The following is a 22,024-nucleotide window of genomic DNA, read 5'->3' on the forward strand; positions in this document are numbered from 1 at the left end:
GCTACACCGACTAGCGCGACGTTAAATCAGGGCCTGCCGAAGGCCCATCTTCAGACCGTGCTGGCGAACCATCTGGTGGGTAGTCAAGTGTTTCTCGCATGTCTGCCTTGTCTTGCCAGCGAAAGTCGGGAAACGGCAGTGTTCCTTCTTTGCGCCAACGTTCAACGTGCTCTTCGCTCGCTTGCCCACCCGACGGATCTGGCAGTTGGTCTTCGGTGTTGTAATGCACAACAGAAGGTACGGCTAGCTTGACCCCCGACGCCTCGATAAGCTGCATGATCCGCAAATAAATGTCTTCGCGCACGGCGACGAACTCGGTGTATTCCTTGGTCAGCACATAAGCGAATATCTCGATGTCTAAAGAATGCTCACCGAAACCGGCGAACCGCACCCTCAGTGGGTCTGCCGCAACTTTCGGGTGGCTTAGCAAAAGCCTTCGGATTTCCACCAAAAGAAAACGAAGTTGGTCTGGCGAGGCCTCATGACGAAGTTTCACAATGGAATTTAAAAATATGCTGTCACGCTTGGCGTAGTTTTCGATCTGCATGTTCGAAAATTCGCTGTTCGGAATAGTGAGCAACGTACGCGCCAATGTGCGTATGCGCGTTGAACGCATACCGATAAATTCGACCGTGCCCGTCTTGTCACCGAATCGACAGAAGTCACCCACCGCAATGGGTTTGTCAAAATACAGGGTAATACCTGAAATAAAGTTTTGCAGTGTTGATTGAGCGGCCAGCGCCACCGCCAAACCACCTATACCCAGGCCGGCAAGCACGCTTTGATAAGGAACTTGCAGTACCTCAGCCAGCAACAGTATGGCAAACACCACGACCACAACACGTGCTATGCCCGCAACAAACGACACAAGCGTCAAATGGTTGCTGGGTACGACATTACTTGCTCTGAAATAACTGACTGTCATTCCTATGCCGAGCAGAATCAACATCATGGAAGACAAGATGATGCATGTCCAGCTCATGGTTACCAGCGCAACCTGGATGAAGTCCGGAAAACTTAATACCCGGTCGGATAAGCGCAGAGCCACGCCCACAACCAGCAAACGAAATGACCACAGAAACATCCAGCGAACAACCGGCGCCTGTTCTGATGGACGCTGGAATCGCCCCAGCACCAACGTGTAGAACAACATATTGAGAACCTTGCCCAACACGTATGCAAAAATAAAAACAACGAGCAAGCCCACCCATTGCCAGGCTTCCATAGGCCCCAGTTGTCTTACCAGGCCCGTATATCCCTTGCTGACCAGGTCTCGTGCCTGAAAGTACAAACTCTCTTTTGGCGACTGCTGATAAGAGGCCTCGCCGGGAGGAAAATTATCCAGGGCGGCATAAACAGACCTGATCGTCTGCAGGGTTTCCGGCGTAAATTGCCAAACAACGCCGTTTTCGGTAGAAGTCGGCCCGATTGCAATGCGCCCCATGGGGTGCTCAAAATGCACATAAGCCACGTCTCGGCTAGGATCGTCTGGCACCTCTTGCCATGTCAGTGAACCAATTCGCTGCAAAGACCGGTTAATGTACCGGGCCAGCTTCGGCCCTTCGTATTCTTTTGCAAGCGCTGAAAGGTGCGACATATTCAACGTGGACATCGCCAGGTCTAATGACCCGCCTTCACTTGAAAAGGCTTGAACCAGCGTACGCATGGTGTCTCGGGGGGAGTGCAAGCCCTGCAGCCGGGCATTCTGCATTTTTGGGCGCGCCATTTCGAGGGCATGCCGTGTTTCTGCAAGCACGTGCAAGGGGGGAGGTGAAATAAACCACTGATCGCCTATCTTGTTAAAACGCAGGTTCAGCGCCACCTCGGTTCCGGCTTGTCGCAATGTAAAAGACACCTCAGAGCCCGCAGTCGGCTCGTGCATCCCCCACACACGAAAGGTCAACCGGTTTAATACAGCAAACAGTGCCTGCGTGTAGTCCAACTCACTGATAGCAAGGTTTGGTATCTGCGTAAAATCTATGAGCTGTGATGCCTCGCTCTGCAACTCCATGCGTCCGGGGCCGACTGCATTCATGATTGACAAGAAATGGTACATGGTTAAGGCAGGAATAGACCGATCAAGTTCTCGTCCGAGAAACTTGTTGTCATCGACGACCCTAATGCCGGTCATCCATTCGCCCGTGCCAAACCGCGCGGTATACGTCATATTATCGGCAGACATGACGGCGACAAATGGACCCTGTCGCCCCCCTTCCTTCCATACCCCCTGAAACTCACGGCCTTTGACCACCCCCTCCAGAGAGCCACCGTACAGCCGGTAGGTACCGGTGACCTGTTCACCCGTTTGCTTCAGCGTTACACGGGCAGCGCGGTTACGCCAGGTACTGTCCCATTCGCCGGTCCAATCGGCTTGCTGAGCAAAGACCGATGTGGATACAAAGCAAAAAAACAATGCCAGAAAGCCTCGAACGATTACGCTGCAGAAGTTATAGCGTGGCATCACTCTGCGCCGATTTCAGACCTTGCAACATTGCCGGCATTAAGAGGTCCGGACCGTGGCGGTGTCCTTCTACGCCATTTCTCTCGTCGCTACGTTGCCAGTTACTTAGAACTCGCCCAAGGACGTCACCGGCCGCGGCAGTGGACGCTGGGCTTGCCTCGCCGTTTTCATCGCCCTGACGATAGATGGTCTTGCCGCCCTTTACCGTCTCGGTGACCTCAACCTGATGCAAGGCTTCGGGATCGATAGCCGTAGGGTCTTCAGAGAGAATCACGAAATCTGCCAACTTGCTCGGTGCCAGCGAACCCTTCTGACCTTCCTCAAAGTGCTGATAGGCTGGCCATATTGTCATCGCCTTCAGCGCTGTATTTACATCAACGCGTTGATGGGGCCCAAGAATGTCACCAGAACGTGTCCGTCGAGTAACCGTGGCAGACAGCACCCGCATAGAGTCTGGAAACGCCACCGGCGCATCGTGATGCGAAGAGAATTTCATGCCGCGTTCGCGCACCCAGCCTGTAGGCGAGATGTTGTCCGCATCTTCAGGCCCTACCGTGCGATCGCGATGCCAGTCGCCCCAGTAAAACGTATGCATGGGAAACAATGAAGGAAACACGTCCAGCTCGTCCATAGTTGCCACCTGATCTTTACGCAGAAACTGCCCGTGAATCAGCACCGCACGACGATCTTTGGGCGGATGGCTCGCTTTTGCGGTCTTGATGGCGGCCAGCAAAAGATCAGAGGCCGCCTCGCCATTGGCGTGGGTGATGATTTGCGTATTGTTCTCAAACGCCCAATCGATGGCATCGAACACCTGATCTGGCGTCACAGCCGTGTAGCCGTGATAATCAGCCCGATAGCCTTCTGGCGGCGCATAATAGGGGCGATCACGATACGCCGTAAAACCTTGAGGTGAACCGTCTATCGTCAGTTTGGCCCCGCCCACTCTGAAACCATCAACGTACGTCTGGCTGGCGTTCTTGGCAATGAAATCGCGGTCTTGCATGACATCAACATAGGCCACCACGTCGATCGGAATGCGCCCTGCTGCGGCGGCACTTTTCATAAAGGGAACAATGGTAGATGTCGCCCTTCCTTCTTGCCCTGTGGTGTAGCCATATTGGCTGAGCAGTTTTGAGCCGGCTTCAAACAAACCTTCTGCCTGGCTTTCCGTCATGTGGCCAAACTGTTTGGCCAGCGCGGTAAAAAACGCGGCCTCTTCGAGCACGCCATTGGGCTGCTGTGAACCTTGCAAACGGCGAATAATGCCGCCTTCCGGGTTAGGCGTATGCTCGGTAAAACCAGCCGCTTCAAGCGCCTTGCTGTTCATGACGCCGATATGGCCAGACTGGTGAATGATCAAAACGGGCACATCGGTCGACACCGCGTCCAGATCTTCACGCGTAGGATGCTGCTGCTCAGCCAGCTGCGCGTTATCGTAGCCAAAGCCCAGAATCATGCCTACTTGTTCTTGCACGGCTGCATGCTCGTCGGACCAGGCCTTCAAGGTCGCCTTCAGGCTGGCCATGTCGTTAACCTTACCGTCAGGTGCAGACAGAAGGTTTGCCGAAATTGCCTGCAAGCCAATCATGAAGGCATGGCCATGGGCGTCAACAAACCCGGGTAATAAAGTGCGGCCTGCCAGGTCACGCAGTTGGGTCTCTGGGCCTTTGTACTGCTCAACGTCTTGCATGGAGCCTAGAGCAAGAATATTCTTACCCTGCACGGCAACGGCCTCGACACGGGGCTGTGTGTCATCCATGGTAAGAATCGGCCCGCCAGACCATATCTGGTCTGCGATGGGAGCGGCTGACGCCGCGTGCGCCAGGCTGAATACGCCAAGTAAAGTTGCCAGTCGACACGCTGTAATAAGCTTCATCAAGCCCCTTGCCCCCATTATGGTTTTTATGGATTCAGACTGTAACAGTCTAAAAACACGTACCGTAACATAGCCCGGCTAGAAATTGCGACCAAACATGCCTTATTCGGCGAAGCGCGGGGGCCGCTTCTCGATGAACGCGCGCACGGCCTCTTCATGATCAGGGCTTTGATGCGCGATGGCCTGGTAGGCCGCCGACGTTTCAAGCACGGATTCCAGTGAGCCGTGTTCGCCTTCGCGCAGCAGGCGCTTGGTCATGCGCAACGCGCCGCCGGGGTTGGCGGCGATCCTGCGGGCCAGTGTCAGCGCTTCTTCCAGCAAGTCTTCGGGTGCAACAACGCGCGATACCAGGCGGCAGGCTAGCGCCTGCTCGGCAGTCAACGCGTCGCCCGTAAAGGCCATTTCAGCAGCGACCGGGCGACCCACAATGCGGGGCAATAACCAGGCTCCACCATCACCCGGCACAATGCCCACACGTACAAAGCTTTCAGCAAACTTGGCGTTGCTTGCGGCGATACGGACATCACACATGCAGGCAAGGTCGAGCCCGGCACCTATCGCAGGCCCGTTGATGGCAGCAATAATGGGCACATCCAGGTTGTACAGCGCTCTGGGCAGTCGTTGAATGCCCTGGCGATATTCATTGCGAATCTCATCAACAGATGGTTTGTTGTCGGAGAAATAACGCTGCATGTCTTTAACGTTGCCACCTGAACTGAACACATTGCCGCTGGCTGTCAGCACAATGACGCGAACGGACTGGTCGCGCTCCACATCGTGGCAGAGCTGTACCAGCTCATCCACCGCCGTATTGCCCGTAAGCGCATTGCGGGTGGCGGGGTCGTTCATGGTCACGATCAGAATAGCGCCTTCGCGGCGTGTTTCCAGGAATTTGGTCATGGGTTCCTCAGCATACAGTCGATAAAAAAGATAGTGATTTCAGCAGTTGGGTAGTTGCGTAGTTGGGTAGTTGCGTAGTTCGGCAGTTCGGCAGTTCGGCAGTTCGGCAGTTCGGCAGTCGGGCGGTCGGGCAGTCGGGCAGCTCAGCGTGTCAGCGGCTCAGCGGCGGAGGATGGCGGCGCAGTGTACGCAGTGATCTCCCGGACGGCGTCCAGCGTAAGGCTGTCAGCACTTTCAAGCAGGCCGGCACCGATACGATCATGCCAGTATGACTCAGCGCCGGCCGTCTGACGCCAGTGATACAAGCGCCGCGTGTAAAGCTGCAAATCATATTCTTCAGTAAAGCCCAAGGCGCCATGAATGGCATGGCTAAGGCCTGCCAACTCCAGCGCTGCTTCGCTGGTGCAGGCTTTAGCCACGGCCACACGCTGCGCATCGGGCTGCCAGCTGTCGGCATTGCATCCTATGCAGGCCGCCATGCGTGCGGTAAAGGTATGCTCGGCCATCACGCTAAGCTGGTGCTGTATTGCCTGAAATTTTCCGATGGGGCGCCCAAACTGTTCGCGCTCATTAGCGTACTGCAGGGTTTTGCTGAATACAGTGAGCAACGCACCCGCCAGTTGCGCTGATACAGCACACGCCTGCAATACGAACAGCTCGCCTTCCAGCTTGACGACCTCTGCCTGCTCCCAAGCTGCCTTGGGCCAGTGCAAAGTGGCGTCCAGCGGAAACAGCCGTCCGGCCTCTTGTCTGGCCTCGCCCGCTGGAAGCAGGCGAACTTGGCTACCCGCCTGAACCAACACCCATGATGCGACGCGGCCATAATGCACATGATGCGCCAGTACGCCTGAGGCATCTTCTTGCGCCACAGCAATGGCTATGGCGCCATCGGGGCAACATATGCCCGAAGCCACCAGCACAGCACGCACAAGCATGGTTTCGGCCAGTGGCAAAGGCAGCGCGTACTTACCGCAAAGCTCCAACAGAGGGTAGGCCTGGCGCAGGCTTAACCCTGCACCGTTATGTTCTTCGTCGAGCATGGCGTCGGCAAAACCCGAATGCTGCAGCTCACGCCACAGCGCATCGGCGTTACCGCTTTGCTCGACGGCACGCACGACATCGGGTGTGCAGTGGTCCTTCAATAAGGCTTCCAGGGCATCCGTTAACAAAGCATCCATCTGTACGTTCTCCATGCCAGTTATCGCAGCCCAAGCCCACGGGCAATCATGCCGCGCAGAATGTCGCGCGTGCCGCCTCTGAGCGAGAAGGATGGCGCGACATGGGAGGTGTAGTTGAGGGTTTGCAGCAGTTCCAGCGGTATGTTCTGGTCTGTACGTGAATAAATATCATCTGCAATCGCAGCAGGAATAAACTGCTCCAGCGTCGTGCCCATGTCTTTGACGAGAGCTGCTTCGACCACGGGGCTTTCCCCTTGAGCAAGCCTGCCGGTCAGTGCCACCGACATGGCGCGAAGCGGCGCGAGTCGCGCCAGCACTTTACCCGCCAAACGCTGCGCCGAGGCAGTATGCCCCTGTGGTGTGCGCACATAGGCCAGCCACTCATCAAACAATACGATGCTGGAAAACAAACGCTCGGGGCCACTGCGCTCAAAGGCGAGCTCGGCGTTGACCTGTTCCCAGCCCTGCCCTTCTTCGCCTATCAGTGCATCGTCATCCAATTGCACGTCTTGAAAAAACACTTCGCAAAAATGGCTGTCACCCGACAGGTCAGTGATAGGGCGTATGGTGACGCCCGGTAACGAGAGATCTACGATAATCTGTGACAAGCCGTTTTTACGATCTTGCGTGCGGCCAGATGTGCGCACCAGCGCAATCATGTATTGGCAGTGATGCGCGTTAGTGGTCCAGATTTTTTGACCATTAAGTAGCCAGCCCGATGCGTTTTTTTCAGCTTTTGTTCGCACGCTGGCAAGGTCTGAGCCTGAGCCAGGTTCACTCATGCCTATGCAAAATGCCGACTCGCCCCGACAGATAGGCGGGATATATTTTTGCTTTTGCGCTTCGGTACCGTAACGCAAAACAAGCGGCGCACTCTGCCGATCTGCGATCCAGTGTGAGCCGACCGGCGCACCCGAGTTAAGAAACTCTTCAACCAGAACATAGCGGGTAAAGGCGCTACGCCCCGCTCCACCATACGCCTTCGGCAACGTGACACCAATCCAGCCGCGCTCGCCCAGCTTGCGACTGAACTCAGGGCTATAGCCTGACCAAGAACGGGCGCGGATATGCGCTGGCACGTCTTTTAACGCCTCACGCAGAAAAGTACGCACTTCGTCTCTAAGCGCTTCGTCCTGCGCGGGAATGTCCGTCATGGACAAGGACTCCAGCACGTGCATCAGGCGTCTCCTTACATTGCTTGCATAATAGATGGGATTATTGTTAACAATGTAGCCAAGAGCGCGATACAGTGTCCAATACCTAATTATCGTTTATCGATATAAATTCAGTATCAGCGCAATGGGTGAAATAGGGATCTGTTCAATTGCCAGGATACTCCTGGGCAGCGAGCAGCCTGAATTTTTCAGCGGCAGGGCTTTCGGATGATGCCAGGTAAGCAAGAGATAGCCCCGTCATGCCCGCCTCGGGAAAATCAGTAAATGATCGATAGGCAATCTGGTAGCGCATGACGTTTTGCATAATAGCTGGCACCAGCGCCACCCCCAAGCCGGTTTCCACAAGCGCCAGCACAGTCTGAATCTGCGTGGCTTCTTGGGTAATAATAGGAAGAAACCCGGCCTGCTGGCAGGCAAGCATAACGGAGCTATACAGGCCCGATGCGCTCGAGGCCGCATACATAATGAACCCCTCGTTAGCCAGATCGCGCAACTGCAGTTGGTCTTTGCCGACCAAGGCATTTGTGAAAGGCAAGGCAGCGACGAACGCCTCGCGCTCCAGAGGCATGACGGTTGCGCGCGATGTACGCAGCAAGGGCACACGAACTAAACCGATATCGAGCGCCTGGTCTTCAACCCCCTGCATGATCTCAACAGAGGTGGCTTCTGAGAGGATGAGCTCAACCCCAGGGAACTGCGCTCTATACAAGGCAGTGAGCCGTTGCAAAAGCCCTGACGTAGCCGAACCGACAAAGCCAATTCGCAAGACCCCACCTGTGCCAGACAGCGCATTGTTGATATCGGTCTTGATCTGCTCGCTGTGATAAATAAGCTTACGAGCCTGTTTTAATGCCGTCTTCCCGGCAAGCGTGAGCGAAACACCAGACGCCTTGCGCTCAAACAGTTTTGCGCCAAGCTCGACCTCGAGCTTCTGAATAGAAACACTTAGCGGCGGCTGCGTCATGTGCAGACGCTCGGCCGCCCTGTGAAAATTGAGTGTTTCAGCAAGGGCAATGAAGTGACGTATGCGACGAAGGTCCATGAGGCGCGGGTTTCTCGTTCGGGGTGATGAGGGGGTGTCTGGCGCTGCAACATGCTGCGGCCAAGTATGCCAAGGCCACGTCACGCAATACAAAACATACCCAATACCGCCACAGCGTCGTGCGCCAAGGCGTAGCAAGCCAATACATGAGTCATATCGTTAAGACTTGCGATCAGGCTTTAACGAATCAATAAACGCCTGAAGTAAGCGCTTACAGAACCTGCTCATATCGTACGCCAGTCGTACCTGTCCTGAACCTATGATGACACGATACCGATTCGATTTCAGTATCGATAAAGCTATTTAAAATATTGGACTAGACTTCGATCGCTCTCTTATGCTCACTTCTATGTCCGCCGATCAGCCCGCCTGCTTAGAACAAACGACTTATTCACCACCTGAGCGGAAAAAAACAAAAAATTACTGAGGGGCTCAAAAAAAATACTTTCCTTCGCTTTTTACGGTACTATTTTTATATAATTGGTACCAAAACAGGCTTAGCCTGAACAAATTTTTCATCCACACTCGCTTTGAGTGCGGCAAAAAGATGGAGACGTTATGGCATCCCCCCACACCGCAGTTCATGGCGGGTCAACCACGGCACAACTGTATGCCCAAGCTTTGCAGCACGCGCCCGACAATCCAGCCATTGTGTCCGGCGACAAAACGCTGACGTACGCCGAGCTGGCGCACAGAAGCTGGCAGACTGTACGCGTCCTGCAGCAGCAAGGCCTTCAGCGGCGAGACACCGTGGCCTTGTTGATTGGCAACCGAATGGAAGCCATTATTGCGCTCATTGCCGTGCACTGGCTGGGTTTGCGCTACCTTGCGCTGCACCCCTTGGCCTCTCAGGAAGATCACTGTTTCGTGCTTGAAGACGCGGAGGTCAAGGCGCTCATCGCGGACACCCGACAACACGCAGAACGTGCCGAGGCGCTGCGCTCAAGCGTCCCCCTCGTCGTGACGCTGGATGACACCCGATCAGGGCCTGGCCTCATCAACCTCGCAGAAAAGCAAGACGGCACCCCACTGGAACTTCCTGATGATCCGAGCGAAATCAGCAAGCTGGCGTATACGGGCGGGACAACCGGGCGCTCCAAGGGCATCCGGCACACCCACCGCACAGCCGTTACGCTCGTCATGCAGGCACTGGCTGCCTATGAATGGCCAGATACACCCAAATATCTGGTTACTACGCCTATTTCCCACGCCGCCGGCAGCCTGTTGATTCCCGTATTTCTGAAGGGAGGAACGGTCTACCTAATGGAAAAGTACAGTTCGGCGGCGTTTTTCGAGCACGTGCAGAAGCATCGCATTAACCTCTCTTTTCTTGTACCAACGCAAATATACGGATTGCTCGACGACCCGGCGCCTGATCAATCTGACAGCACATCTCTGGAACTGGTGCTCTATGGCGCAGCGCCCATTACACCGGTAAGGCTTGCCCAGGCGCTGGGAAAATTCGGCCCTGTCTTCGGCCAGATCTACGGACAGGCCGAGGCGCCTATGACTATCTGTTATCTCTCGCCCAAAGAGCATGATCTGATGCAGCCCCACAGACTGCAATCCTGTGGCAGGCCGATACCCGGCAACCAGGTTCAACTGCTGGACGCCAATCTTTCGCCTGTTCCTGTCGGAGAAATTGGCGAACTATGTGTACGCGGCCCGCTCGTCATGGACGGATATCTGAACAGGCCCGAGGAAGACGCCAAGGTATTTGAAGGTGGTTGGTTGCACACCGGAGACATGGCACGCGCCGATGCCGAGGGGTATCTCTATTTAGTCGACCGCAGCAAAGACATGATTATCACAGGCGGCTTCAATGTATTCCCCAGCGAAGTCGAAAACTGCCTCGCGCAGCATCCGCAGGTAGCGATCTCGGCGGTTATCGGCATCCCGCATGAAAAATGGGGCGAAGAGGTCACGGCGATCGTCGTCCTAAAGCCAGACGCAGAGTGTGACGAACACGAAATAATCACCTACGTCACCGAGCACAAGGGGGTAGTTCATGCCCCCAAGAAAGTCATCTTTACCGATCAGCTCCCCCTTACTGCGGTAGGGAAGATCGATAAGAAGACACTTCGGGCCCGCTATTGGTCCGTACAAAACCGTCAAATCAATTAGAACGGGCGCACACACTAGCACTGCCCATAACAAGCAAGGAGACATCATGAATCTGAAACAACATCTGGCCATCGCCAGCGTAGCCATATTGAGCCTGTGCAGCTCGGCAGTCAGTGCACAACAAAGCTATCCTGAACACCCCATCAAGCTGATCGTACCGTTTGGCCCCGGCGGCGTGACCGACCTGACCGGGCGCACGTACGCTCGATACATGAGCGAAGATTTGGGTCAGCCCATTGTTGTGGAAAACAAGCCAGGTGGTGGTGCAACTATCGGTGCAAACTATGTGGTTAAGTCCAAGCCAGATGGTTATACGATATTACTTGGTACTAATGTCACCCACTCAATCAACCCGCAGTTGATGCGCTCCATCCCCTACGACGCCCTCAAAGACTTTGAACCCATAGGCATCTTCGGTACCAACGGTAACGTGCTGGTGGTCAACAAAGACTTTCCCGCCAACACCTTCAAAGAATTTGTCGAAGTTCTAAAATCAAAAAAACAATCAGCGAACTATGCATCAGCCAGTATAGGAAGTTCGGCCCACATGGCTGCCGAACTGCTTAAACAGGAAGTGCCAGGGCTGGAATATATGCACGTTCCCTACGGCGGCCCGTCTGAAGCCATGACGGCGCTTATAGGAGGTCAGGTGGATTTTCTCTTCGCCAATATCGGTGCCGCAGTCTCACAGATCAAGGCCGGCAAAGTCAAAGCAATCGCGGTCAGTACCAGCAAGCGTTTTGCAGAGCTTCCTGATGTACCCACGATTGGCGAATCGGTGCCTGGATTCGAAGTGGTGGGATGGATTGCGGCTTTTGCGCCCAAGGGTACACCACCCGCGATTGTCGAGCGCCTGAACACCGCGCTGAACAATGCACAACAACGTCCTGAACTGCAAAAAACTCTGGATGCGGCTGCACTGGTTCGCAGGTCTGCAACGTCGGCTGAAACCGCCGAGTTCGTACAGGCTGAATACTCGAAATGGGGTCGAGTAATTCGTGATGGCAAAATCCCTCTGGTTAACTGATAGGTCTATCATGAGTCTCAAAGGCAAAGCATACATAGTGGGGGCTTACGAGCACCCCACACGATTCTCTCCAGACAAGTCAGTCACTCAACTTCACGCTGAGTGCGCGCTCGGCGCTCTGCAGGACGCTGGGCTGACCATCGATGATGTAGATGGTTATTTCTGCGCAGGGGATGTACCTGGCGGCAGCCCCATATCGATGGTGGAATATCTGAACCTGAACCTCAAATGGGTCGACGGCTCGGAACTAGGCGGTTGCTCGTACATGGTTCTGCTCCGTCATGCTGCAATGGCCATCGCGCAGGGCAAGTGTTCAGTTGCACTGATTACGCTTGCCGGCAAACCAAAAAGCATGGGTGTCGCCACAGGCACCGCACCACGCGCTTTGGGGCCTGAGCGCCCTGAGACCCCATGGGACCTGCCCTACAAACCGACGATCACCGGAATATATGGCATGCTTACGCAACGCCATATGTATGAGTATGGCACGACATCAGCACAACTGGCAGCGATCAAAGTCGCTGCATCACACCATGCACAATATAACGAGCACGCCGCCCTGCGCAAAGTAGTCACGGTAGACGATGTGCTCAACTCACCGGTAATATCTACCCCATTACACCGTCTGGACTGCTGCGTAATCACTGATGGTGGTGGTGCTCTGGTGGTAACCAGCCCGGAGATTGCGCGCAAGCTCAATCGCCCTCATGTGCGCATCATGGGTACCGGAGAAACCATTAATACTAGCCGTGGCGGTTACTTTGACTCGACGCAAACGGGTGCTGCAGTGACCGGTAAGATGGCTTTTGAAGAAGCCGGCGTCGGCGTGGCCGACATCAAGTATGCGTCAATCTACGACAATTTCACCATCATGGTGCTGATGCAACTGGAGGACCTTGGCTTCTGCAAAAAGGGTGAAGGTGGTCATTTTGTAGCCGAAGGCAACCTTATTTCTGGTCAGGGGCAATTGCCCTTCAACACTGACGGTGGTGGCCTTTGCAACAACCATCCTTCTAACCGTGGTGGCATGACTAAGGTGATCGAAGCTGTAAGACAATTGCGCGGCGAAGCTCACCCAAGTGTCCAGGTCAAGGACTGCGACATCGCCATGGCCTCGGGGCCTGGGTTGGTAGTAGGTGTTGGCCATGCCCACTCAACGATTATCCTTGAACGCGAGTAACACTATGCCATCCACTGACAGCCCAAACTACAGCAACGACCCGTTTGCGCAAGCCTACCCCGAAACGCTTCCGTTCTGGGAGGCCGCTGAAGCAGGCAAGTTGTTGCTGAAAACCTGCACCGATTGTGGCAAAGCGCATTGGTATCCGCGTATCATCTGTCCACTATGTAGAAGCAGTAATACTACATGGGGCGATGCCAGCGGGCGTGGCACCGTTTATTCTTACAGTATCGCAGAGCGTGCTGACCCGCCCTATGTGCTCGCATGGGTCAAGCTTGATGAAGGCCCCATTCTTATCACCAACCTCGTAGATTGCGATCACGGGGCAATAAAGATAGGCATGGAGGTACATGCTCGCTTTGAGACCAGCGATACAGGGCGCAAAGTACCTGTTTTTGCACCGAGGCCATAATGCTGCAGCGGTCATAAACAATGAGGCATGCGTCTGGGCATACCGCGCGACTGTGCACCGAATGCCTCAGTTTTTCTTGAGCAGACCGTTAAGTATAAGGTCATAAAACTGGGTAAATGCATCACCGATGGTAAACCCCGTTTCGGACAGAAACCTCTGGTTTCTGATCCGAAACGCGGCACCCAGAATGGCTTCAGACACAAGTCGTGGGTGATGTGCCACCAACACACCCTGGCGCACACCTTCTTCAATCATCAACTCAAGGCCGTTAATACGCGCGACCTGATACGCGTCAAAGACGGCACGCCCTGCCTCGAGACGGTCAAGATCGATTAGCGCAGGCTTGCTCAAACCCGTGGCATTCAAGGTTGCGTTCAAATAGGCAGAGATCGCCGCCGCAGCATTTTTTTCTTTGCGGGCCACTGCATGGCTCTTCTCCAAACTTGCGGCAAACACCTGCTCACACACCTTCACGAACAACTCTTCCTTGGACGGCGCGATTTCATAGATGCGCCGTCTCGAACACTTGAGACGCGCAGCCATATCGGCAATCGTAAGACCCGATATGCCTTCTGCTATCAACAGTTGAGTTAGCTCTTTCAGGAACGCATCCTGGCTGCGTCGCATAATCATGCATTATCGCAATATGGGGGAGAGACGATAGTGTACCGTCTTAGCAAGGCCTGAAAACTCAGAAGGCCCAGCCTTTTCACCACCTAGGTCTGCATGCAAAACGGGCTGTGGTTTACCTTAAGCAGACCAGAGCGGTCGGGTCGCATCTCGAGCAAAGCAACAATCACCTCGGTGGCATCAACAGATCAGGCAGCCACAACGAGAGCTCAGGAATATACGTCACCATCAACAACAGGCCGAGCAGCAACACAAAAAACGGGAGAGTGCCGCGTATGACCTGCACCAGCGGAATCTTGCCGACATCGGATACGACAAACAGGTTTAACCCCAGCGGCGGACTAAGCAATGCAATCTCCATATTGACGACGACGAGCACGCCGAAATGGATGGGATTAATGCCTAACGGTTCCAGAAGCGGCAATATCAGTGGCATGATTATCATGAGCACCGAGAGCACCTCCAGAAACATGCCCAGGAACAACAACACCACGTTCAGAAACAAAAGAAACTGCCAGCCCTTGACATCCCAAGCTTGCAACAAGCCTACAAGCTTGGCACCTATGCCCGATTCGGTAATCCAGTGCCCAAAGGGCAGGGCCACCGCAACGATAATCATAATTACGGCCGCATTGCGTACGCCTGCTGCCAAAGCCGGAAGCGTATCCCTCAGGGCCATGCCTCTGTAGACGAACAGAGCAAGCAAAAAGGCCACAATGGCCGAAAGCGCGGCAGACTCTGACAGGGTCACGAAACCGCCATACAGCCCGCCGAGAACGATGATAGGCAGAGAAAGAGCAGGCAAGGCTCTGAGCGTGTGGCGGAACTTGTCTTTGCTGGACAAGGCATCGCCGGTAATGGCGTAGTTATTGCGCCGACTGAACCAAATGATGTATGCGGAGATCATGATGGTTTGCAATAGCGCCGGCACTACACCCGCCAGAAACAGGCGAGGTATTGAGACATCTGCCAAAACACCGTACACGACGAATGCCAGCGAAGGCGGGATCAAAATACCCAGCGTGCCGGCAGAGGCAACAACGCCGGACGAGAACGAGGCAGAATAGCCGCTGCGCAACATGGCCGGTATCAAAATGGTGCCCATGGCGATGGCCGTAGCCACCGAGGAGCCGCTCATGGTGGCAAACAGTGCACAAGCCATGATAGCCACCAGACCCACGCCACCGCGAATCTCTCCCACCCAGGCCTGTGCCGCGTCAACCAACGCCCGCGCGATACCTCCGCGCTCCATGAACGTGGCGGCGATGACAAAATAAGGCACTGCCAGCAGCGGAACCGAATTGAGTTCGTCAATGACTCGCTGAGCATAGGAAAGAAGCGCATCATCTTGGTAAAACAAGATAAGGCTTGTGGTACCCAGTGCAAGAAAAATTGGGATGCCCAGCGCAAGCAGCGTCAGAAACATAAACATTAAGGCGGTCGTCATGCGTGGGCTCCGCCAGGGCGGCTTACCAGCCTGGCAAGATGAAGCGCATAGCGCAAACTCATTAGCGCCATGCCAGCCGGTAGCGCTGCCGTGTAAATCCACAAGGGAAATCGAAGGCTGGTGGAAGACATATCGCCAAACTCAAATGCCTCCAGCGCAATTTGCAGACCCAGGTAGGTCATGATCATCGAAAAAACAAGACCCAACACGGCAGAGAGCACTAAAGCAGCCCGCTTCAGACCCGGACTGAACCAGTTTAGAAAGATGTCGGCCTTAATATGCCTATTGTTCGCCGTGATCACACCCAGTGACAGGAAAATCGCCCAGACGATGAGATATACCTGAATCTCATCGCTGGCCGGTAAGGAATGCCCCTCTCCCACATTTCTAAGCACGACATTGACCAGGCATACAAGCAACGCCGCAATGCCCAACGAGCCCACCAGGCCGTCCTCAATGCGTTGCAGCCCCGATACGGCTGGCGGTGACGTATCAATGTCTGCATGTTGGAACACACCATCGGCTGGCCGCGCTTCAGAGTTTTCAGGAGTCGATGGTATTTTCATTTGAGCCTAATGCTTTCCAAGGTCAGAATTTGACGCTGGCGGCCTGAAGCTCTTGCAGCGCAAGCTTCTCGGACTCCGGGTCAATGTTCATTGTCTTGATCAGTGCCGCCTGTGTCTGCATGAGCTTCTTGCGAGCGCCGGCGCGTGCCGCTTCATCGGGGCTCGCGGCCTCGATACCATGCTCTTTAAGCGTAAGTGCGGCGTCTGACTCAGCCTGCGCGACCATTTCTCGCTGCTGGATGACAGCCACATCCCATGCTTCGACAATGGCTTTCTGAATATCAGCAGGCTGCTTCTTCCAGAAACGCTCACTCACAAGCGGCACATACTGCGCCATGAACTGGTAATCATCAAAACTGTACTTCAGGCCCGAATCCCAAAGCTTGGCAGTCCGCACACCCTCCCGGCTACTGGCAATGGCCTCAACCGCACCCTGACTCATGGCCATGGGCAAATCGGAGAAAGGAATCATCACCGGCACGCCGCCCAAGCCTTCAATGCGGGCGGCGAACGTGGTGCCACCCGAATACTGAATTTTCATGCCTTTGAAGTCGTCATAGGAGCGGATGGCTTTATCGGTGCTGTAAAAGTGGATGGATCCAGCATCCGCCCATTTACCTAAAACCTTTACTTTCAGCCGATCTTCAATTTTCCCATTGACCAGAGTACCTAGCTCCCCATCCATAAGACGATGTGTAATGTCTGGGTCAACGCCATAGAACATCGGCAGCGCTGTAACGGCGGCATTAGGCTCACTACCCTCCAACTGCCACGTCCCAGGCACACCCATTTCCAGCGCGCCCTGACGCAAGGCCTTGGGCACATCGCGATCGCGGAACAATTGCGCACTTGGATACACTTCGACGGCAAGCTTGTCGCCCACCCGCTTTTGCAGCTCCTCAGCAAACAGTGCCACGCCCTTGTTGCGGACATGAGAAGGATTGGTATCAAGTGAAATTCTGAACTTCTGCGTATCAGCCATCACGGCTGTAGAGAGCAGCAAACCGCATGCGGCAACGCCAAGAGAACGGATTAGCTTAGTGGTAGTAAAAGCGGGCATGGGTATTTCCTTTGAGAAGATTCACGCCACCCTGATCACGGGCAGGCTTAAAATGGAAAAGCTCTATGGGCAGTTCAGCAATAGCTAGTGTTGAGGACTGGCAGATTCAAGTCGCTGGGCCACTGCCAATAGCCGCCAGTCGTCGCCATGACGAGCAATCAGCTGTAACCCAATGGGGGCACCATCGCCGGCAACACCCCATGGAATGGAAATCGCCGGCGACCCGGACAGGCTGAACGGCATGGTCAATTGCGTTACTGCCGTGTGCAGCGGATAACTCGTTGAATCAATCGTGACGTGGCTGGCGCCACCTTCGGGTGCGGGGCTGCGCATTGTGGGACAAATCAGCACATCCACCTGTTCAAACAGCGCATCAATGTCATTAGCCAACTGCGTCCTCATTCGCTGGGCGCGAACATACCAGGGTGCGGGCAGAAAATTGGCAATTTCGAGTCGGATGCGCACTTCCTCACTCAGCTTTTCCGGGCTGCGCAACAATCGGTCCTCGTAAGACGCGGCAGCCTCTGTCGTAATGGTCATAAACTGCAAGGCAGAGGCCATCGTCGCCGAAGACAGAGAAATCGTGCTCAGTTGCGCCTGGTCCTGGCGCATAGCCTCGCAGGCAGCGTCCAAGGCGGCAAGTACCTGCCTATCAAGCGGCTCGACGAAATAGCCATCCAGCCGCCCAACGCGCAGCCCGCTGAGGTTTTCCAGTGCCCAACTGGGTTCCTCCGGCAGGTCTAAAAGTGCTGCAAACACCTGCGCACAGTCTTTGACGTATTTGCCCAGTGGGCCCAAATGATCAAGTGTAGGTGCGACATCAATGGCGCCATGGCGAGGTACGGAGTCATAAGTGGGCTTGAACCCAACCACACCACAACAGGCGGCTGGCAGGCGTATGGAGCCGCCGGTGTCCGTGCCGAGCGTGACGCGCGTGATACCAGCAGCCACAATGGCTGCAGAGCCGCCACTGGAACCACCCGGAATGTGCCCGGCCGAGACTGGATTGATGACCCGACCGTACACAGGATTATCACTGCTGGCACCGAAAGCCATTTCATGCTGATTGGCCATACCGATAACGACGGCTCCATGTGCACGCAAACGGCCGACACAGACCGCGTCTTCCTGCGCCGGAGCAAGGTCTCCCGACGCACTGCCGCCTGTAGCGGCCATGCCACGTACCCTTATCATGTCTTTGACGGCAACTGGCACACCAGAAAGATAACCCGCACTCGCTGGCTCAGGCTGCTCGGCAAACGTACAGAACAAATGCAAAATTGGGTTGAGCTCTTTAGCGCGTGCCAGCGCGGCTGTCGCATCTGCAGACATATTGGAGTGAGGCAGCAAACACGAACTCAGCGTGCCTGCGGCCGACCGGATGCTCGTATCGCGTGGTTGAAACGGCTGGGCACTAGGGGTAGGCAATGATCGGAACAGTTCAATTTCTGGATGGTTGATCGCCAATCGCTGCAACCAGGCCTGAGCCCTGTCTTCATGGCCATAACCCACCCAACTGGAATAGGCCGAAAATACCTGAGCAAGCTTCGCCTCTTGGCCGTGTGTCATCCGTAGTCTCCAACGTGTCGGCGAGCAAATTATTTAGTTTCATTAGATGAAACTGTTGTTTTATAATTAAAGAAATTTTAGAGGAGGAAAATTGACATGTCAAGAAAAACACCGGCCCCCAAAGCTGCGGCTGACAAACGTGCATCCCCTGCAGGCGTTACTGCTTTAGAACGCGGCCTGAAGCTTTTACGAGTGCTTGCCGATCATGAAAATGTCAGCCTTACAGAGTTGGCCAAAAAATCAGACTTGAGCAAGGCGACCGCATTGCGCTTGTTGCGGACACTGGAACAACAGGGCTTTGTATGGCGCGATGGCCGGCAGTCTTACTGGCTGGGTTACTCCTTACTAGTCATTACGCGCAATCTTTCGCTTAAAGGATGGCTGGCAAACAGCATTCAACCCGAGCTTGAGATGTTGGCCGAGAAAACCGGCGAAACTGCATCATTCTTCAGCATGAGTGAAAACCAGAGGTTGTGCGTGGCAGCTGCCAATGGATGGCGCGATGTGGGTCATCGACTGAATGTTGGTGATACCTTGCCGATGACAGGCGCCAGCGGTGAAGTGTTCATGAGCTATTCGGAGGGGCGCCCGGCGCAGTATGAACCCCTTGTTTCGCTGTCTCTGGGCGTGAGAGTGGCTGAACTAGCATCCATTGCTGCACCCATTTTCAGTAGTGACGGAAAGTTAATCGGCGCCGTATCGCTTTCGGGCACCCGTACACGTTTTGTCGTTAAGGCCTACATGGATGAGCTGCGCAATCACTTCACGGTATGCCTCGAAAGAATCCACGCTTCACTGCAGCAGTAATCGGCGCAGACCACGCTCAAGTAGTTATGTGGCCGTCTTAACCGTGCGTTATGTCGCGCACAGTCTGAGGCCACCACAGCGTCGTTCCATACATGAGACACATCGTCCGCGCTCAACCACTGGTCAGGCGCCCACGGTACTTGTAAGCTTGTCTGAAACGATTGATCGCAACACACCTCGTCCAGCCGCATCACCGTGCGGCTGATACGTCACTTGCTACGGGTCAAAAACCACGCCAAGGCGTCCGTCATCCTGCATTAAAGGAACATCAAGCATGAGCACCGAACTCGTTATCGAAAAACGCACGCATGACCTCGGAGGCGGTTTTATTGTGGGGCGGGTTTTGCCCTTCAAGAAGCGCCGCATGGTGGGGCCTTTTGTGTTCTTTGACCACATGGGCCCATTGGATCTTGCTCCAGGCATACCGCGCAATCTAGACGTCAGGCCTCACCCACACATAGGGCTAGCCACTGTTACCTATCTGTACAACGGCAGAATCACTCACCGCGACAGCCTTGGGTTTGAGCAAGAAATTTTGCCTGGGCAGGTTAACTGGATGGTGGCGGGACGCGGCATTACGCACAGTGAGCGGCTAGAGTACGCGCGCGCACATGGCGCAAACATGCATGGCATACAGGCCTGGGTGGCGCTGCCCACCGAGCATGAAGAAACCGACCCGGCGTTTTACCATCTGCACGGCGCTGAACAGCTACCGGAATGGCAGGAAGATGGGGTGTCTTCGCGACTGATTGCTGGTGATGCCGACGGCCTTCGCTCCGGCACGCCTACGCACTCTCCATTGTTTTACATGCACTGGGACATGCAGGCCGGTGCCTGTAATAGCCTGAGCACCCAGTATCCCGAACGCGCCGTATACGTTGCCAGTGGTGCAATAGAGGTCAACGGCAACCCACTGCCAGCAGGCCGCATGATTGTGCTGGAACCGGGAACAGCCGCGCAAATCAAGGCCGTGCAGCCCTCAACCGTTATGTTGCTTGGTGGCGAACCCATAGGCGAACGTTATCTGTCATGGAACTTTGTGTCGTCATCCAAAGAGCGACTGGCTCAGGCGCGTGCAGACTGGGAAGCTCAGCGCATGAAGCTACCTGTGGGTGACGACCAGGAATTTATGCCCTTACCAGACGGGCTGGGATAAGCCAGGCTTTTTATGGCCATGCCCAACAAATGGCGCCTCGCTTGGGGCCGTGTACAAGGTGTTTTCAACCATTGACACCGCCCACCCCCGCGCTATATGTTTAACGACTGTAAAAATAGAAATTCCGTAGTTTTTTTTCACCCACAAAAACATACAAAAGACGGAGACAACATGACCACACCCTCGACGCGACCGCGCGCCTTGCAGATAGCCACTGCTCAAACCGTGCGCGGCATTGCGGCGCTCCCCAGCACGCCACGCTGCACATCACGCTCTCTGCTTGCCTCTGTGGTCATGGCCGCCAGCGCCGTGCTGCTTGGCAGCCCGGGCACAACGATGGCCCAAAAGCTTCCCGATACCATGACATGGTCAGCCTATGATGTAGGCTCGGCAGGTTACGCGGAGGCATCCGCCATGGCCGATGCCTTCGGCAAAAAATTCGGTACGAAAATCCGCATACAGCCGTCGGGCTCCTCAATCGGGCGGCTGCAGCCAGTGCTAACCAAAAGAGCTGACGTAGGGTTTCTGGCCACAGAAACCTTTTTTGCTTCTGAAGGCATCTACGATTTTGCCGAGCGCCGTTGGGGCCCGCAAAACCTTCGTGTGCTGGCAGGTCGCCCAGCTGCCTTTGGCCTGTTTACCGCCGGTGACTCAGACATCAAGAAAATGTCAGACGTCAAAGGAAAGCGGCTTGCTCTCGTCGCCGGAAACCCGTCCGTCAACGTCAAATGTGAAGCGTTTCTGGCGTTTGCCGATATGACGATCAAAGACGTCAAGCCCACCATGTTCCCCACCTATGCGGCAGCCATGAGTTCTGTGCTGCGTGGTGAAGCCGACGCGTCATGCACCACGACAACTCCAAGCCAGGTTTATGAGCTGGAGGCATCCCCGCACGGCATACGGTGGCTGACGCTTCCACCCGATGACAAAGAGGGTTGGAAACGCCTGAACGCGGTAGCGCCGTTCTTTCAGCCCTACCTGGAAACTGTTGGTGCAGGTATCAGCAAAGAAAAGCCCGCACAAATTCTGGCTTATCGTTACCCCATGCTGGTCGTGCGTGGCGACATGACAGACGACATGGCCTATAACTTCATCAAGGCTGTAGACGAAACCTATGATCTCTACAAAGATGCAACTGCCGTCATGTATCGCTGGAAACTGGAAGACTCAGGCGTGCCTGCTGCCGACGCCCCCTTCCACCCCGGTGCGATCCGCTATCTGAAAGAACGCGGCATATGGAAGGATGAAGATCAGGCCTGGAACGACAAGCGTACGGCACGGCTGAATGCATTGCTGGCTGCCTGGCCTAAAGCCATGGAAGAAGGTAAAGGCAAATCCGACGAAGAGTTCGCAAAAATCTGGGAAAAAGATCGGCAGGCGGCACTCGACACGCTGAACTGACTCCTTTCCG

18 protein-coding genes are annotated in these 22,024 nt (G+C 55.0%); 7 read left to right on the forward strand and 11 right to left on the reverse strand.

The genetic code is table 11. From position 1 onward, the window contains the following. Positions 1-10: 10 nt before the first annotated feature. The 6 genes from FQ179_RS19850 to FQ179_RS19875 form a co-directional block, all read right to left on the reverse strand. A complete protein-coding gene (locus FQ179_RS19850; protein ID WP_149399043.1) occupies positions 11-2,461 on the reverse strand; it encodes a mechanosensitive ion channel family protein in 2,451 nt (816 codons plus the stop codon). Further along, on the reverse strand, positions 2,448-4,340 hold the full coding sequence (locus tag FQ179_RS19855; protein ID WP_149399045.1) for an amidohydrolase: 1,893 nt from the start codon (positions 4,338-4,340) through the stop codon (positions 2,448-2,450). Before FQ179_RS19855 ends, FQ179_RS19850 begins: the two co-directional genes overlap by 14 nt. Before the next feature lie 102 nt (positions 4,341-4,442). Further along, entirely contained in the window at positions 4,443-5,240 is a 798-nt protein-coding gene (locus tag FQ179_RS19860) for a crotonase/enoyl-CoA hydratase family protein (RefSeq protein ID WP_149399047.1), read from the reverse strand. Positions 5,241-5,383: 143 nt separating this feature from the next. Then, on the reverse strand, positions 5,384-6,418 hold the full coding sequence (locus tag FQ179_RS19865) for an acyl-CoA dehydrogenase (protein WP_149399049.1): 1,035 nt from the start codon (positions 6,416-6,418) through the stop codon (positions 5,384-5,386). Between the two features lie 20 nt (positions 6,419-6,438). After that, positions 6,439-7,596, reverse strand: coding sequence for an acyl-CoA dehydrogenase family protein (locus FQ179_RS19870; RefSeq protein WP_149399051.1), 1,158 nt, complete (start codon positions 7,594-7,596; stop codon positions 6,439-6,441). A 142-nt stretch (positions 7,597-7,738) separates the two neighbouring features. Continuing rightward, positions 7,739-8,635, reverse strand: coding sequence for a LysR family transcriptional regulator (locus FQ179_RS19875; protein ID WP_149399053.1), 897 nt, complete (start codon positions 8,633-8,635; stop codon positions 7,739-7,741). Positions 8,636-9,193: 558 nt separating this feature from the next. On the opposite strand from FQ179_RS19875, the gene FQ179_RS19880 reads away from it, so the two are divergent. From FQ179_RS19880 to FQ179_RS19895, 4 genes are read left to right on the forward strand one after another with little or no spacing between them, the layout of a single operon-like run. Beyond that, positions 9,194-10,759: an AMP-binding protein gene (locus FQ179_RS19880; protein WP_149399055.1), complete on the forward strand. Its 1,566-nt coding sequence runs from the start codon at positions 9,194-9,196 to the stop codon at positions 10,757-10,759. 46 nt (positions 10,760-10,805) lie between these two features. Further along, the gene (locus FQ179_RS19885) at positions 10,806-11,786 is read left to right on the forward strand and encodes a tripartite tricarboxylate transporter substrate binding protein (RefSeq protein ID WP_149399057.1); all 981 of its coding nucleotides are present in this window, start codon (positions 10,806-10,808) and stop codon (positions 11,784-11,786) included. A gap of 10 nt (positions 11,787-11,796) precedes the next feature. Then, a complete protein-coding gene (locus FQ179_RS19890; RefSeq protein ID WP_149399059.1) occupies positions 11,797-12,966 on the forward strand; it encodes a thiolase domain-containing protein in 1,170 nt (389 codons plus the stop codon). Positions 12,967-12,970: 4 nt separating this feature from the next. Beyond that, positions 12,971-13,378: a Zn-ribbon domain-containing OB-fold protein gene (locus tag FQ179_RS19895; protein WP_149399061.1), complete on the forward strand. Its 408-nt coding sequence runs from the start codon at positions 12,971-12,973 to the stop codon at positions 13,376-13,378. A 66-nt stretch (positions 13,379-13,444) separates the two neighbouring features. On the opposite strand, the gene FQ179_RS19900 is transcribed toward FQ179_RS19895, so the two are convergent. The 5 genes from FQ179_RS19900 to FQ179_RS19920 all read right to left on the reverse strand — a co-directional run bounded on the left by FQ179_RS19900 (position 13,445) and on the right by FQ179_RS19920 (position 18,650). Then, positions 13,445-14,011: a TetR/AcrR family transcriptional regulator gene (locus FQ179_RS19900; RefSeq protein WP_149399063.1), complete on the reverse strand. Its 567-nt coding sequence runs from the start codon at positions 14,009-14,011 to the stop codon at positions 13,445-13,447. Positions 14,012-14,174: 163 nt separating this feature from the next. Next, on the reverse strand, positions 14,175-15,455 hold the full coding sequence (locus tag FQ179_RS19905) for a TRAP transporter large permease (protein WP_149399064.1): 1,281 nt from the start codon (positions 15,453-15,455) through the stop codon (positions 14,175-14,177). Next, positions 15,452-16,021, reverse strand: a complete 570-nt coding sequence (locus tag FQ179_RS19910; protein ID WP_149399066.1) for a TRAP transporter small permease — start codon at positions 16,019-16,021, stop codon at positions 15,452-15,454. The genes FQ179_RS19905 and FQ179_RS19910 overlap by 4 nt, the downstream gene beginning before the upstream one ends. A gap of 22 nt (positions 16,022-16,043) precedes the next feature. Next, positions 16,044-17,081 carry a TRAP transporter substrate-binding protein DctP gene (dctP, locus tag FQ179_RS19915; RefSeq protein WP_149399068.1) on the reverse strand — a complete coding sequence of 346 codons (1,038 nt, stop codon included), beginning with the start codon at positions 17,079-17,081 and terminating at the stop codon, positions 16,044-16,046. 84 nt (positions 17,082-17,165) lie between these two features. Then, complete coding sequence (locus FQ179_RS19920; protein WP_149399070.1) at positions 17,166-18,650, reverse strand: amidase; 1,485 nt, start codon at positions 18,648-18,650, stop codon at positions 17,166-17,168. 96 nt (positions 18,651-18,746) lie between these two features. On the opposite strand from FQ179_RS19920, the gene FQ179_RS19925 reads away from it, so the two are divergent. The 3 genes from FQ179_RS19925 to FQ179_RS19935 all read left to right on the forward strand — a co-directional run bounded on the left by FQ179_RS19925 (position 18,747) and on the right by FQ179_RS19935 (position 22,014). After that, complete coding sequence (locus FQ179_RS19925; RefSeq protein ID WP_149399072.1) at positions 18,747-19,457, forward strand: IclR family transcriptional regulator; 711 nt, start codon at positions 18,747-18,749, stop codon at positions 19,455-19,457. 274 nt (positions 19,458-19,731) lie between these two features. Further along, positions 19,732-20,613, forward strand: coding sequence for a pirin family protein (locus FQ179_RS19930; RefSeq protein ID WP_149399074.1), 882 nt, complete (start codon positions 19,732-19,734; stop codon positions 20,611-20,613). A gap of 171 nt (positions 20,614-20,784) precedes the next feature. Further along, the gene (locus FQ179_RS19935) at positions 20,785-22,014 is read left to right on the forward strand and encodes a TAXI family TRAP transporter solute-binding subunit (protein ID WP_223146305.1); all 1,230 of its coding nucleotides are present in this window, start codon (positions 20,785-20,787) and stop codon (positions 22,012-22,014) included. Positions 22,015-22,024 lie beyond the last annotated feature (10 nt).

It is taken from the genome of Pusillimonas sp. ANT_WB101 (assembly GCF_008369125.1).
In the GTDB taxonomy this organism is placed as follows: Bacteria; Pseudomonadota; Gammaproteobacteria; order Burkholderiales; family Burkholderiaceae_B; genus Allopusillimonas.